The organism is Seminibacterium arietis (assembly GCF_042675725.1).
In the GTDB taxonomy this organism is placed as follows: Bacteria; Pseudomonadota; Gammaproteobacteria; order Enterobacterales; family Pasteurellaceae; genus Seminibacterium; species Seminibacterium arietis.
The window spans coordinates 341,182-354,490 of sequence record NZ_JBHTJN010000004.1 but is presented as its reverse complement, the minus strand read 5'-3'; the positions used below and the strand labels follow the sequence as shown (position 1 = coordinate 354,490).

Genomic DNA, 13,309 nt, shown 5'->3' with positions numbered 1-13,309 from the left:
TATCACTAGCATTTATTATGTTACTTGCTATCATCTAAAGTAGAATAAAAAATAATCAATTAATAGCATTATGCTATTATCTTTCTTGTAAAGCAAGAAAGATAAATCAATTACTGAATATTAATAATATTGTAGCTTGGAGGAAAAAATGAAATTAAAACTTTCGAGTATAGTACTTATGTCTATTATTTTAGCTGGATGCGTTACTCATAGAGTGGGTGGATATACTTTAATGAGTTCAAAGAATGTTAATCTTAATACAGGTAAATTAATGACGACCATGGAACGAGTGAGAGAAGTACATACTAATTTAAATTATGCTAGATTTGATGAAGCAACAGATCGAACTATTCAAACTAATAAATGTGCTGTTGCATTATCCGATGTAGAAACTTATGCAAAACCTAGTTTTATAACAGTTACAGCTATTGTAGAAGGTAATCTTGTTATTGATAGAAATTTACCAGGTTGTGCAGCAAAATAGCTAGATCAGTATAATGAATGCTGTAGATAGAAACAATATTGTCTCTGAGGCGGAGAACTTTATCTAAAACATACCTTTAGTCCTGAAAGGACTAAAGGCACGGAGCGTTCACAATTATTAAGTTCTTGTTACACTAAATAATTAAATTGCCCAACCACCTAAATAAAAGAGAATTAAGGCAATAGCAATGATAATAGTACCTATATTGAGCTTTTTAAATTCACCACTAATTATCCGTCCTATTACTAAAGATGCAAATCCTAGCATGATACCAGTCACTATATTAGCAGTAAGAACAATAAATACTGCACAGATTAAGCCACTCATTGAGCCAACAAAGTCGGAAAAATCTAATTTACTTACATTGCTTAGCATTAATAAACCGACATACATTAAAGCAGGTGCTGTAGCATAAACTGGTACAAGACCAGCCAGAGGTTGAAAGAATAGCATTAGTAAGAACAATATTCCGACTATTACTGCCGTTATACCAGTTTTTCCACCCGCTGCTGTACCTGCTGCTGATTCGATATATACGGCTGCAGGAGCTGTACCGAAAATACCTGAAAGTAAGCTACTTACGGAATCAGAAGTTAAGGCTTTTCCACCATTAATAATTTGACCATCTTTATCTAATAAATTAGCTTGACTTGCAACTGCACTAATTGTACCAGTAGCATCAAAAACAGCAGTCATTACTAATGCGAATACTACAGGTAAAATGGCTGGCTGTAATGCTCCGATTAAATCCATTTCTAAAAATAGGGATTTTTCTCCAAAAGTTGGCATTTTAAAAATTTGGCCGTTAAATTTGACATTAGGATCGAATATTAAGCCTATAATAGTAATGGCGATGATCACCCATAGAATTGCCCCTTTAACACGCATCTTTTCTAACCCTATAATAACAGCTAATCCAAAAAGTGAAATTAACACAGGAAAAGAAACAAAATTACCTAATTTTACGGGCATGCCAGCTTGATTACTTACTACAATTCCAACACCATTAGTAGCGATTAATAATAAAAATAAACCGATACCGATTCCAGCTCCATGAGCAATACTAGAAGGTAGATTTTTTAAAATCCAGGACCGAATTCCTGTAGCGGAGATAAGAGTGAATACAATCCCCATAAAGAATACTGCACCTAAGGCAACAGGCACGCTAACATTTTGTCCTAAAACCAAACTAAATGCAGTGAAAGCAGTAAGAGAAATAGCACAGCCAATCCCCATAGGAGCGTTTGCCCATAACCCAATTAAAATTGATCCAAATCCTGAAACCAAGCAAGTAGCAATAAAAACACTTTCCACTGAGAATCCAGCCGAACCTAACATGTTTGGAACAACAATAATAGAATAGACCATTGCCAAAAATGTAGTTAATCCAGCAATAATTTCTTGGCGCCAATTAGAGCCACGTTGAGTTAGTTCGAAATGATTTTCTAAAGACATAAATTACCTTTTGATTAATTGAAAAATAATAAATAAATAAAAAATTACCGTATTTTACCCTAAATTATTAAATAGTAAACGTTTGCTTTAATAATTTTAACTTTAAAATGTTAAAGTGCGGTCTATTTTGAAGTAAAGTTTTACTCTATCTAATCGTCTGTATTTAGAGTTTATATTCTTAAAATAAAAAGCAATGTTTGACACTATTACACCAAATTATTTGGAAAAATATTATTAAGTTTGCGATCAGAATCGCAAAAAAGAAAAGAATTTTTTATCACATAATGATTTTGCGGTAGGCTAGTTAGAAAAATATGGAGTAAATCTCATGGGAGAAAATGAAATTTTGATGAGACTACTACAAATTCCAAAACTTGGAGCAAGTAGTATCCAAAAGATTCTAACACAAACCTCTATCACAGAATTAGTCAATTATGATTCTGAGATCTTTTCACAAATGGGTTGGAATTCGATACAAATAAACCGATGGTTTAATCCTCAGCATAAATATATTGATCCTGCGTTAGAATGGGCTACAAAGAGCGGTAATAGAATTATTAATTTTTATGATCCCGAGTATCCATTTTTATTAAAAGAAATTGCAACTGCACCACCTATTTTATTTGTAAAAGGCAACGCAAGCATTCTTTCCAGTAATCAAATTGCTATAGTGGGGAGTCGTCATTGTTCGCACTATGGAGAATGTTGGGCAAAATACTTTGCGACAGAACTTTGCCTTGCTGGTTTTGTAATTACTAGCGGTTTGGCATTAGGAATAGACGGGTTTTGTCATCAGGCAATAGTTGATATAAAGGGACAGACAATAGCTGTTTTGGGGGGTGGTATAGATCGAATGTATCCTGCTAAACATCGAAATTTAGCCAATCAAATTGTAGAGAACAATGGGGCGATAATTTCGGAATTTTTGCCAGATCAACCACCAATAGCAGAAAATTTCCCTCGTCGTAATCGTATTATTAGCGGGTTATCAATAGGAACATTAGTAATTGAAGCAACAGATAAAAGTGGATCACTTATTACTGCACGATACGCTTTAGAGCAGAATAGAGAAGTTTTTGCTTTACCTGGCAATATTCAAAATAAGTTTAGTCAAGGTTGTCATAAATTGATCAAGCAAGGTGCGTTATTAGTAGAAAATGTGCAAGATATTGTGGAAAATCTACCGCACTTTTCTTTTAACCAAAGCCCTGTATTACCGAATTCTAAAACAGTTCCAATACCCGTTGAGCCAAAGCTACTGCCAACTCCTTCTTACCCTGAGCTTTACGAAAAAATTAGTTATACGCCAGTGACGCTAGACGATCTTGCTACAGAAACAGGATTGACTGTAGATCTATTGTTAATTCAACTACTTGAACTAGAGCTACAAGAACTTTTGATTTGTGAAAATGGACTGTATCGGCGTGCTTAAATTAAAATTATCAAGTGATAACATGAATAATAAAATGTTTTTATTTATTTTTTAATTTAATTTTTTATAAGATTAGCATTAATTCTTTAAACTCTAGATCGAAATTTGACTACCAATGTACCCTAAAAATCAGATGAAATATGAAAAAGTGTCAGCACATTGGTAGTATTTAATGATAGTATCTATTCCTCGTTGTGCATAAAACTCAAAAAACTATTGGCATTGCTAACGTTGTTGTATGATCTATCAGATTATACGGCTATTTAAATGAATCTTTTAAACTTTCGTCAGCCCGCCGTGATTCTCCTTTATGTTGTAATTTATTAAGTTGGCGTTCTAATTTTTCCTCTACTTCTCCAATAGCTTTGTACATGTCATCACATTCACTACTAGCAAATAGATTTCCTAGTGGAGTATGGATAGAAGCCTCTACTGAGAAACCTTTTGGTGTTTTATTTAAGATAAAATGAGGATTAATTAACTGAGTTTGCCATTTGCCTAACTTGGCAAGTTTTTCTTCTATATGGGTACGGATTGCAGGGGTGATTTCCATTTGTTTACTTGTGATATTTAGTGTCATAGCATTTCCCTCTTTTAAGATATGTAATGATGAGTATCGCTACCCTTTATGAAAAATTCTTAGTATCAAAATAGCCTTGTTAGAGAAAGTTTTCAAGGGGTTCATGCATAAATTTATATTAATTTTTAAAAATTATGATCTAGGTAGAAGTTTTACAAAAATTCGCTTATTTTTTTAATAAAAAATTGTTATGATTGTGAAGATAAATTATTAAAGGCCACTTTAAGTAGCCTTTTTATTTTGGGTTTTGTGTTGAATTTATGCTATTTCTAGGACTTTCTCTACATTTTCATTTTTCAAACGAACAAAATAATTTTTAGTTTCTTCAATTACTATATGGCGTAAACCGATCAATGCGATAAGATTTGGAAATGCCATCAATCCATTCACAATATCTGCTAAGATCCAAATAGTATTAAGATGAATGAATGCACCACAACTGACGAGTGCGATAAAGAATATACGATAAATGCGTATACCACGTACACCAGTGAGATATACAAAACATCGCTCACCGTAGTAGCACCAACCTAAAATAGTAGTGAACGCAAAAAATAGCAATCCAATAGTGACAATAGTTCCACCAGCCGCATGCCCCAAACCTTTAGAAAAGGCTAAATTAGTAACAGATACACCTGCTACATCAGATTGCCATGAGCCAGTAATTACTAATACTAGTCCAGTCATTGCACAGATGATGATAGTGTCAAAAAAAGTTCCTGTCATGGAAATTAATCCTTGACGAACAGGTTCTTTCGTCTGTGCAGCCGCGGCAGCAATAGGGGCACTACCTAAACCTGATTCATTAGAGAAAATCCCTCGAGCTGCACCTGATTGAATTGCTTTCATCACAGTATAGCCTAAAGTACCACCTAATGCAGATTCAGGATTAAAAGCACTATTGAAAATTAGTCCGATTGCTTCAGGGACGAGTTGCCAGTTCAGTAAAATGATGATAGTTGAAGTTAGCACATATAGTATCGCCATAAAAGGAACAATAACAGATGCGACATTGGCAATTCGTTTTACACCTCCTAAAATAATTAAACCAACAAGTGCGGTCATAATCACGGAAGTAATGATGACTGGAATATTAAAGGTATCTTGCATTGCATGAGTAATAGCTTGAATTTGTGGGAATGTTCCTATACCAAAAAATGCAACTAGCAAACCAAATAAAGCAAATAATTTTGCTAGCCATTTTAATCCCAATCCTCGTTCAATATAGTACATTGGTCCACCGACCATGAAACCTTGCTTATCACGTACTCGATATTTTACAGCAAGTAAACATTCAGCATATTTTGTTGCCATTCCTAACAAGGCAATTAGCCACATCCAAAAAATAGCACCAGGTCCACCAGCTTGCACGGCGGTTGCTACACCAACTATATTACCCGTGCCTATTGTTGCTGCAAGTGCGGTACAAAGTGCTGCAAATGCTGATACATCGCCTTTTTGATTTTTCCCATTTTCTTTTTTAAATAAATAGCTTAAAGCTTTTGGTAAATGGATAATTTGAATAAAACCAAGTCGGATAGTTAAATAAATACTCGTACCAGATAATAAAATAAGAAGAATTGGTCCCCAAACAAATGAGTTTATTGATGATAAAATTGTTTCCAATGACATATGAGAATTCCCCGTAAAAAACAAATTACAAGGAGGCTAAAAGAGTAGTAAAAAATAAATAAGCCTACGTACAGAACGTACTTATGCTTATAAATCTTGAGTTTCTTCTGCCCCTGTCCTTTTGCCTGAGCGTTTGAAGTGCGGTGAAAACCACGTACTTTTGCGCCTTCGGCGTCCATTTTGTGCAATCTTGCAACATTGGATCTCTCCAAGGGTTCGTCTGGTAACAGTCCTCGCTAATTATTTAGCACCTGAAAGATTTTACCTCGTCGGTGTAGAGTTAATTCCCTACTCTCCAGCTACCTTCATCCGAACATGCTTTTTAAAGCGAAAGAATTCTAACAAGATAAATTTAAATTCACAACATGCAATTTAAAAATTAGGGCGATTATTTATTTTATAATTTAAATAATATCCTCAATTCGATAGTTTTTTCATTTTAATCTTGAGGAATATCATCGGATGTGTCAACAGTGAAAGTCATTTCTTGCCCAGGAATAGCTTTTTCTTCTGCCGCCCATTCTCCTAGATCAATTAATTGACAACGCTTACTACAAAATGGACGAAATGGGCTTTTTATTGACCATTCAACTGGTTTCTTACACATAGGGCAAGATACTTCAAAAATATCATCTATCATTTTTTTGCTAAATTTAAGTAAAATTTGTGCAATTCTAACACTTTTTTTTCTAAGTCAGAGTAATTTTCTGTTAAATTTGGATCATTATCAATGATGTCATCAGCAAAGCTTAAGCGAGTTTCTCGTTTAACTTGAGATGCTATAATACTTTTAATTAACTCTTGTGTGTTTTTATCTCGTTTGGTAGCTCGCTTTATTTGAGTTTCAGTGCTTACGTCAACAACTAATATACGATCACAGAATTCATTTAAATTATTTTCAATTAAAAGTGGTACTACCCATAGTACATAAGGATAATTTACTGCGTTTAATTGGTGTAACATTTCCTCTCTTATGGCGGGATGCAGTAGATTATTTAGCCATTGTTTTTCATTATCATTATTAAAAATTAACTCTCGTAATAATGATCGATTTAAATCCCCATTTTCTAATAATATGTTCACGCCGAAACGCTTAACAATTTGTTGCAACAATGGTGATCCTTTTGAAACAATATTATGAGCAACAACATCAGCATCAACAATTGGAACGCCTAATTTAGAAAATAACGCTGCGATAAGACTTTTTCCGCTACCAATTCCACCTGTTAATCCTACAATATAGGGCATTTATGTTTCCTTATTTAATATTAAGAATTTTATCATCTTGCCATAAGATAATTGAATTGTATATAAAGCATTATTAAATTTGCACAACATAAGAATGGTGCAAAAGGTAAAAATTTTCCTGATTTGAGTTTGATTTTTTGGTATAAACCGTATAATGATGCAGTGAAGCTAGCAATAAAAATCAAAAGTGGTAAGTTTTCCCAGTAAATGATGCCACCTAGTCCTAACATTAACCAATAATCACCACGTCCCAAAACTTCTTTTTTGTAGATCCATTTTGCAATGTAGTAAATAACATAGAATATGCTGAAGGCAGAAAAAGAACTTAAAATGCTTTCTTCTAGGCTCAGCTCATTTAAATTGAAATAACTACCGATAATATTTAATACAAATATAGCTCTACAAAGATTTGGAGAAATTAATTGATATTGCCAGTCAACTAATGAAATAGTGAATAATAACGTACCATAGTATGCCCACCATAATGAAAGTAAGATGGATTGATTGACTATTAAGCAATAAATAAAGAATAGTGCGAATCCCAATAAATAAACAAACGAATGACCGCACTTTTTGGGCTGTAATATCGATTGTTCAGATGAAAATGGAAGTAAATTATGAGGAAATAGTTCAGTATAGCTTTGATATATGGATAATTTTATATTTTCAATGAACGTTGAAATATAACGAAAAACTGCGATTCCAGTTATACTTCCTAATATGAAGAATAAAAAATAATTCATTGTATTATTGCACCCATATTAAAAATTGGTAAATACATTCCTAACATAATTAAACCTATAATACTGCCAATTAATAACATTAGTATAGGCTCTAACATTTGTGATAATAAATCGGCTTGATGATTAAGTCGTTGTTGATTATTTTCAGCAATATGCTGTAGCATTGTAGCTAGTTTTCCACTTTTTTCTCCTATTTGTAGCATTTGTTGAGCCTGTATAGAAAATAAATTTGAACTTACGCTTTCTGAAAAAGAATATCCTTGATTAATCCAATATAAAATAGACTTAATTTCTTCAATTAGCTGTATATCTCCTTGTAATTTTTGTGAAACTTGCCAGCTTTTAGTTTTAGGTAAAAACGATTGTAATGCTTGATTTAGAGGAATGCCTGAACGTAGCATTAAACTTAAGCTGCTACTAAAATTAACTAGACGTGATAGTCGTACAATATTTTTTAATACTGGAGCTGCTGATATTAGCGTATTTTTCCATTTATTTAATAAATATGATTTTTTCAACTGTAATTGAATGAATAAAAATATAAGGAAGAATAATAAAAAAAACTGAATAAAATATTTTTGTAATCCTGTTGATAAATTTAATAATAGCGTAGTAAAAAAGGGAAGTTTTGTTTGCTCACCATACATTTCTGCAAATTGAGGTACGATGAAAATTAATAATAAAGTGGTCAAGATTAGTGAAATGGTTAATACGATAGCAGGGTAGAATAAAATTTTTTGGATTTTACGTTGTAATTGAAGTGATTGCTGCCTATGTAGTGCAATTTGTTCACATACTAATGGTAAGTTACCACTCATTTCTCCTGCTTTAATAAGTTGTTGTTCTTGATAAGTGAAATAACGTTCCTGTTTTTCTAACGCTTGGGAAAAGCTAAGTCCTGCTTCAAGATCTTGAATTAATAAACGTAACCAACGATTTAGTGATAGATTAATACAGTTTTGTAATAAAATTTGTAAACTCTGTTTTAATGTAACAGAAGCTTGTAATAGAACAGATAGTTGCATAACAAGGTCACATATTTCATATGGTTTTGGCTTGGTTGGAAATTGCCAATTTTTTTGTAAAGTGACTTGTCGTAGTCCTCGTTGAAATAATTCTCTTTGAGCAATAGCTTGGTTTTCTGCAACGATTAGACCTCGTTGTTTCTGTTGTAAGTGATTTTTACCCTTCCAATAAAATAGACTAAGCTTCATCATTTGCTTTCCCTAGTACACGTTCTACTTCTGTTATATTAGTAATACCAACTTTAATTTTTTCTAAGGCACTTTCTCTTAAGTTAGAAAAATCTGTTTGGTATGAAATTTGATTATCAATAAAGTGCGGTTGTAAAAATTGATAAATACCAATTCTTCCCTTGTATTCTTCACTATTAGCAAGACTTTTACGAACTAATCGTTGAGCGATTACAAGTAATAAAGTGTTTTCGATTTCATAAGATTTTATCCCTAGCTGTTGTAATCGAGATAGTGCCGACATCGCATCATTAGTGTGTAATGTTGAAAGTACTAAATGTCCAGTTTGAGCTGCTCTTAGAGCAATAGACGCAGTTTCATTATCACGAATTTCACCTAACATAATAATATCTGGATCTTGCCTTAAAAACGTGCGTAATAAGCGACTAAAGTCCAGTCCAATTTGGTTATTCACTTGCGTTTGAATGATACCTGGCAACTCTATTTCTATTGGGTCTTCTGCTGTTAAAATATGTTTTGATATATCGTTTAGCCATTGAAGTGCGGTATAAAGAGTAATTGTTTTTCCGCTACCCGTTGGACCAGTTACTAGAATTAGTCCTTGTGGTTGAGATAGAGCTTGTTGTAATACGTTTTGCTGATCGTCTGTCATACCTAATTCGGCAAAGTTTAGTTGAATAGGCTTATTTTGTTGTAATCGTAGTACTGCTTTTTCTCCAAAATGAGTTGGTAATGTAGACAAACGAAAATCTAGTACATCAGAGAATGTCGTTTTAAAATGAAACCGTCCATCTTGTGGTAAGCGAGTTTCACTAATATCTAATTTAGCTAATAATTTTAAACGAGAAATCACTCTATTTGTTAATGTAGTAGTAATAGCAGGTTGTAATTGTAAAACTCCATCAACTCTAAATCGCACTTGTAAATAATTTGCTTGTGGTTCAAAATGAATATCCGAAGCTTTTTTCTTTAGTGCATACTCAAAAATTTGATCTAATAGTTGGATAACAGGTTCATCTGTTTTATTGACTATCGGTTCATAAATAATCTTATCTTCTATGTTGTAAAAATTTTGAGAATCTTGTTCATAGAGAGAAGATTGAGGTGAAAGTGATTGTAATAAGAATTTTAAATGTTCTCCTTCTAATACTACAGGCTCTACGACTTTTCCTGTTAAAAAAGAAAAAGTTTCACAGGCGGAAAGATTAGTTAAATCATCAATACCTAGCCATAATGTTGTTTCATTTTCTTGTAGAGGTAAAGCGAAGTATCGCAGTAAAAGATCTTTTTGCTGCTGATTTTTTTGCCATAACTGCGGTGTTATTTCGAAACTATTACCATCTATAGATAAAACAAGTGGTGGCAAGCTAAAAGTGCGGTCTATCATCTTTCCACCTTCATATTATTTATTACAAAAACCCGCAGGGAAAATATCAGCAGGATTGCAAACGACAGTCCAAGTGATGCCGCTTGAAACATCGCCCTCTGGAGTTAATGTGTATTGGGTATTAGCGAGACTATCTTTTCCTATTACAGTGATTACGCCGCCTTGTACATCGATTGAGCTGACACGTCCTTTATTTGATAATTTATTTTGAATACCATTGCTTCCAGCGTTACAGCTATCTTTACTGCCTTTATTATAAATACAAAGTTCTACTTCTGAGCGATATGGTGCTGATGCCTGTAATAATTCAGAAATAGCCGCTTTTTTAGTATAATTTTGATAAGATGGAATAGCTATAGTGGCTAAGATAGCGACTATTGCAATAACTATCATTAATTCGATCAAAGTAAAGCCTTTTTGGGGAAATGAAAAATGAGATAATGTCTTCATGAGATTTTCCTTTTATTGATAAATTCATCTGTCAGAAATGACATTAGAAGTGTGCAATAAAAGAATAAATAGAAAAAATAGCTTACTCTTTTTTATCGATCTAGATCGCAAAAATATTATTTATGACAGAAAAAAGACTATATATTAAACAAGGTTGGCTAGAAAATGCTGATAGACTTCTATCTCCGCATTTTGATCAACGTCCAGATCCAATGGATATTTCTCTTTTGGTTATTCATTATATTAGTTTACCTCCACAACAGTTTGGTGGTGGTTATATTAAAGATTTTTTTCTTGGAAAGCTTAATCCGACAGTTCATTCTTACTTTGCTGATATTTATCAAATGCGTGTTTCTGCCCATTGCTTTATTGATCGCTTAGGACAGATTACTCAGTTTGTTAATTTTAATCATCGAGCCTGGCATGCGGGATTATCTGAATTTCAAGGGCGACAAAAGTGTAATGATTTTTCTATTGGTATTGAGTTAGAGGGATGTAACGAATCACCTTTCACCATGCACCAATATGTAGCTTTAACTATGTTAACTAAAAGTATTATGTCAGCTTATCCACAAATTACGAAAGAGCGGATTGTTGGACATTGTCATATTGCACCTGAACGTAAGCTCGATCCTGGACAATATTTTGATTGGAGAAAATATCTGGATTCTTTATAAGCAATATAAGAGCGGTTAATATTTTCAATCTTTACAATAGAAAAAGAGGATTTAGAAAGTTAATTTAGGCTTGGTTTGAGGGGGAGTAAAAACTTAACTTATCTAAGTTCAAGGCATTATTTAGGATTGACATAGTTAAACTATAAACTAAAACAGTTATTGGTGGAGATAATCGGGATCGAACCGACGACCTCTTGAATGCCATTCAAGCGCTCTCCCAACTGAGCTATATCCCCATTCGTGGTGGTCATAATAAATTCCACCACATTGACTGTCAATATAAAATTGTGACGATTTACTTAGTCGACTAAATATTAAGCGTTCTGTGACTGAATAAAATCAATTGCTTTTTGTATACGAGCTAATACACGTTCACGACCAATGCCTACTAAAGTTACATCCATTGAAGGTGACTGCCCAACACCTGTAACTGCAACTCGTAATGGCATTCCTACTTTCCCCATACCTAGTCCTAATTCTTTGGCTGTATCTTCGATAGCTTGATGAGTGTTTTGTAAGTTCCAACTGCTAACTGCGGTAAGTTTTTCTTTTACTTTACATAGTGCTTCAATAGCTGTAATTTTAAAATGTTTTTTAACCGCACTTTCATCAAAATTATCAAAATCTTCAAAGAAATAACGACTAGTTTCAGCCATTTCTTTAAGTGTTTTACAACGTTCAGCTAGCATGGTTACAATTTCAGCTAACGCAGGTCCATTTGATGTATTGACTCCTTGATTTTGATAATGCCACGCCAGATGTTTAGCTACATAATCAGCAGGTAGAGTACGGATATAGTGGTGATTTAGCCATAACAATTTTTCTGTATTAAATGCACTAGCTGACTTACTTACTTGTTCTAATTCAAATAGTTTGATCATTTCTTCGATAGAAAAAATTTCTTGGTCACCATGCCCCCAACCTAATCTGACTAAATAATTTAACAAAGCTTCTGGTAAATAGCCCTCATCACGATATTGCATTACGCTGACCGCACCATGTCGTTTCGACAATTTTTGACCATCATCTCCCAAAATCATCGAAACATGGGCATAAGTTGGAACAGGAGCATTAAGTGCCTTTAAGATATTGATTTGACGAGGTGTATTATTAATATGATCTTCACCACGTACAACATGAGTTATGCCCATATCCCAATCATCGATCACCACACAAAAATTGTAAGTCGGAGAATTATCTGAACGGCGGATAATTAGATCATCTAATTCGCTATTGCTGATTTCGATACGTCCTCTTACAGCATCTTCAAATACTACAGAACCTGTCTGTGGATTTTTAAATCTTACTACATGTGGTTTAGTTGGATCTTCGTGGCAATGCTTTAAACAAGCCCGATCATAACGAGGCTTCTCTTTTCTTGATTCTTGTTCATTACGTAAATTTTCTAACCGCTCTTTGCTACAGTAGCAACGATATGCTAAGCCCTGTTCAAGCATTTGATCAATTACTTGATTGTAGCGTTCAAAGCGTTTTGTTTGGTAGAAAGGACCGTGTTCCCAACGTAAATTTAACCATTCCATACTTTCTAAAATTGCTTGTGTTGCTTCAGGTGTTGAACGTTCTAAATCAGTATCTTCGATGCGTAACACAAACTCACCATTATTGTGTTTTGCATAAAGCCATGAATAAAGAGCGGTTCTTGCTCCTCCTACGTGTAAATAACCTGTTGGACTTGGAGCAAAACGAGTACGAACCTTAATATTAGGATCTAAGTTAAATAGAGACTGAATTTTCATTACGTAACCTTTGATTATTAAAAATTTTATTTATTGTACTATGACTTTGATTAATGAACGACAAAAATATGCAATCTTGCCTATTTTTACAACAAACAAGCAAGAAAATATAAAAATGTGTTGACTCAAATCTATCAGCAATTATAATGCACCCCACAACGTAAGGGCGATTAGCTCAGTTGGGAGAGCACCTCCCTTACAAGGAGGGGGTCACTGGTTCGAGACCGGTATCGCCCACCAATTTTCACGA

13 protein-coding genes, 2 tRNA genes and 1 riboswitch are annotated in these 13,309 nt (G+C 33.6%); of the genes, 4 read left to right on the top strand and 11 right to left on the bottom strand.

Annotated elements, in window-relative coordinates; translation table 11 throughout:
* The first annotated feature begins 148 nt into the window (after positions 1 to 148).
* The gene (locus tag ACFQ02_RS02610) at positions 149 to 484 is read left to right on the top strand and encodes a hypothetical protein (RefSeq protein WP_380818895.1); all 336 of its coding nucleotides are present in this window, start codon (positions 149 to 151) and stop codon (positions 482 to 484) included.
* 141 nt (positions 485 to 625) lie between these two features.
* Here the strand turns inward: ACFQ02_RS02610 and ACFQ02_RS02605 are convergent, their stop codons facing one another.
* Positions 626 to 1,939 carry an NCS2 family permease gene (locus ACFQ02_RS02605; protein WP_380818892.1) on the bottom strand — a complete coding sequence of 438 codons (1,314 nt, stop codon included), beginning with the start codon at positions 1,937 to 1,939 and terminating at the stop codon, positions 626 to 628.
* 328 nt (positions 1,940 to 2,267) lie between these two features.
* Here ACFQ02_RS02605 and dprA point away from each other — a divergent pair, with 328 nt between their 5' ends.
* On the top strand, positions 2,268 to 3,371 hold the full coding sequence (dprA, locus tag ACFQ02_RS02600) for a DNA-processing protein DprA (RefSeq protein WP_380818889.1): 1,104 nt from the start codon (positions 2,268 to 2,270) through the stop codon (positions 3,369 to 3,371).
* Between the two features lie 259 nt (positions 3,372 to 3,630).
* On the opposite strand, the gene raiA is transcribed toward dprA, so the two are convergent.
* The 8 genes from raiA to ppdD all read right to left on the bottom strand — a co-directional run bounded on the left by raiA (position 3,631) and on the right by ppdD (position 10,625).
* Positions 3,631 to 3,951, bottom strand: a complete 321-nt coding sequence (raiA, locus tag ACFQ02_RS02595; RefSeq protein WP_380818886.1) for a ribosome-associated translation inhibitor RaiA — start codon at positions 3,949 to 3,951, stop codon at positions 3,631 to 3,633.
* A gap of 258 nt (positions 3,952 to 4,209) precedes the next feature.
* Entirely contained in the window at positions 4,210 to 5,583 is a 1,374-nt protein-coding gene (locus ACFQ02_RS02590) for an alanine/glycine:cation symporter family protein (protein ID WP_380818883.1), read from the bottom strand.
* Between the two features lie 103 nt (positions 5,584 to 5,686).
* Positions 5,687 to 5,805: riboswitch (glycine riboswitch) on the bottom strand.
* A 217-nt stretch (positions 5,806 to 6,022) separates the two neighbouring features.
* Positions 6,023 to 6,223 carry a DNA gyrase inhibitor YacG gene (yacG, locus tag ACFQ02_RS02585; RefSeq protein ID WP_380818880.1) on the bottom strand — a complete coding sequence of 67 codons (201 nt, stop codon included), beginning with the start codon at positions 6,221 to 6,223 and terminating at the stop codon, positions 6,023 to 6,025.
* Positions 6,220 to 6,831 carry a dephospho-CoA kinase gene (coaE, locus tag ACFQ02_RS02580; protein WP_380818877.1) on the bottom strand — a complete coding sequence of 204 codons (612 nt, stop codon included), beginning with the start codon at positions 6,829 to 6,831 and terminating at the stop codon, positions 6,220 to 6,222. Before coaE ends, yacG begins: the two co-directional genes overlap by 4 nt.
* 32 nt (positions 6,832 to 6,863) lie before the next feature.
* Entirely contained in the window at positions 6,864 to 7,574 is a 711-nt protein-coding gene (locus tag ACFQ02_RS02575; protein ID WP_380818872.1) for a prepilin peptidase, read from the bottom strand.
* The gene (locus ACFQ02_RS02570; RefSeq protein WP_449329119.1) at positions 7,571 to 8,791 is read right to left on the bottom strand and encodes a type II secretion system F family protein; all 1,221 of its coding nucleotides are present in this window, start codon (positions 8,789 to 8,791) and stop codon (positions 7,571 to 7,573) included. Before ACFQ02_RS02570 ends, ACFQ02_RS02575 begins: the two co-directional genes overlap by 4 nt.
* On the bottom strand, positions 8,778 to 10,175 hold the full coding sequence (locus tag ACFQ02_RS02565) for a GspE/PulE family protein (protein ID WP_380818867.1): 1,398 nt from the start codon (positions 10,173 to 10,175) through the stop codon (positions 8,778 to 8,780). Before ACFQ02_RS02565 ends, ACFQ02_RS02570 begins: the two co-directional genes overlap by 14 nt.
* Before the next feature lie 15 nt (positions 10,176 to 10,190).
* Positions 10,191 to 10,625 (bottom strand): prepilin peptidase-dependent pilin, encoded by a 435-nt coding sequence (gene ppdD / locus ACFQ02_RS02560; RefSeq protein ID WP_380818863.1) that lies wholly within the window; start codon positions 10,623 to 10,625, stop codon positions 10,191 to 10,193.
* Between the two features lie 122 nt (positions 10,626 to 10,747).
* Here ppdD and ampD point away from each other — a divergent pair, with 122 nt between their 5' ends.
* Positions 10,748 to 11,302, top strand: a complete 555-nt coding sequence (gene ampD, locus ACFQ02_RS02555; RefSeq protein ID WP_380818858.1) for a 1,6-anhydro-N-acetylmuramyl-L-alanine amidase AmpD — start codon at positions 10,748 to 10,750, stop codon at positions 11,300 to 11,302.
* 160 nt (positions 11,303 to 11,462) lie between these two features.
* Here ampD and ACFQ02_RS02550 read toward each other — a convergent pair.
* Both ACFQ02_RS02550 and gltX read right to left on the bottom strand, forming a co-directional pair.
* Positions 11,463 to 11,538: transfer RNA gene (locus tag ACFQ02_RS02550), tRNA-Ala, on the bottom strand.
* Between the two features lie 78 nt (positions 11,539 to 11,616).
* A complete protein-coding gene (gene gltX / locus ACFQ02_RS02545; RefSeq protein WP_380818853.1) occupies positions 11,617 to 13,059 on the bottom strand; it encodes a glutamate--tRNA ligase in 1,443 nt (480 codons plus the stop codon).
* A 164-nt stretch (positions 13,060 to 13,223) separates the two neighbouring features.
* Between gltX and ACFQ02_RS02540 the strand changes: the two genes are divergently transcribed.
* Positions 13,224 to 13,299: transfer RNA gene (locus tag ACFQ02_RS02540), tRNA-Val, on the top strand.
* Positions 13,300 to 13,309: the final 10 nt, after the last annotated feature.

Coding starts and splice junctions, on each gene's coding strand:
- ACFQ02_RS02610 (WP_380818895.1), top strand. CDS start 149: ATGAAATTAAAACTTTCGAGTATAGTACTTATGTCTATTATTTTAGCT.
- ACFQ02_RS02605 (WP_380818892.1), bottom strand. CDS start 1,939: ATGTCTTTAGAAAATCATTTCGAACTAACTCAACGTGGCTCTAATTGG.
- dprA (WP_380818889.1), top strand. CDS start 2,268: ATGGGAGAAAATGAAATTTTGATGAGACTACTACAAATTCCAAAACTT.
- raiA (WP_380818886.1), bottom strand. CDS start 3,951: ATGACACTAAATATCACAAGTAAACAAATGGAAATCACCCCTGCAATC.
- ACFQ02_RS02590 (WP_380818883.1), bottom strand. CDS start 5,583: ATGTCATTGGAAACAATTTTATCATCAATAAACTCATTTGTTTGGGGA.
- yacG (WP_380818880.1), bottom strand. CDS start 6,223: ATGATAGATGATATTTTTGAAGTATCTTGCCCTATGTGTAAGAAACCA.
- coaE (WP_380818877.1), bottom strand. CDS start 6,831: ATGCCCTATATTGTAGGATTAACAGGTGGAATTGGTAGCGGAAAAAGT.
- ACFQ02_RS02575 (WP_380818872.1), bottom strand. CDS start 7,574: ATGAATTATTTTTTATTCTTCATATTAGGAAGTATAACTGGAATCGCA.
- ACFQ02_RS02570 (WP_449329119.1), bottom strand. CDS start 8,791: ATGATGAAGCTTAGTCTATTTTATTGGAAGGGTAAAAATCACTTACAA.
- ACFQ02_RS02565 (WP_380818867.1), bottom strand. CDS start 10,175: ATGATAGACCGCACTTTTAGCTTGCCACCACTTGTTTTATCTATAGAT.
- ppdD (WP_380818863.1), bottom strand. CDS start 10,625: ATGAAGACATTATCTCATTTTTCATTTCCCCAAAAAGGCTTTACTTTG.
- ampD (WP_380818858.1), top strand. CDS start 10,748: ATGACAGAAAAAAGACTATATATTAAACAAGGTTGGCTAGAAAATGCT.
- gltX (WP_380818853.1), bottom strand. CDS start 13,059: ATGAAAATTCAGTCTCTATTTAACTTAGATCCTAATATTAAGGTTCGT.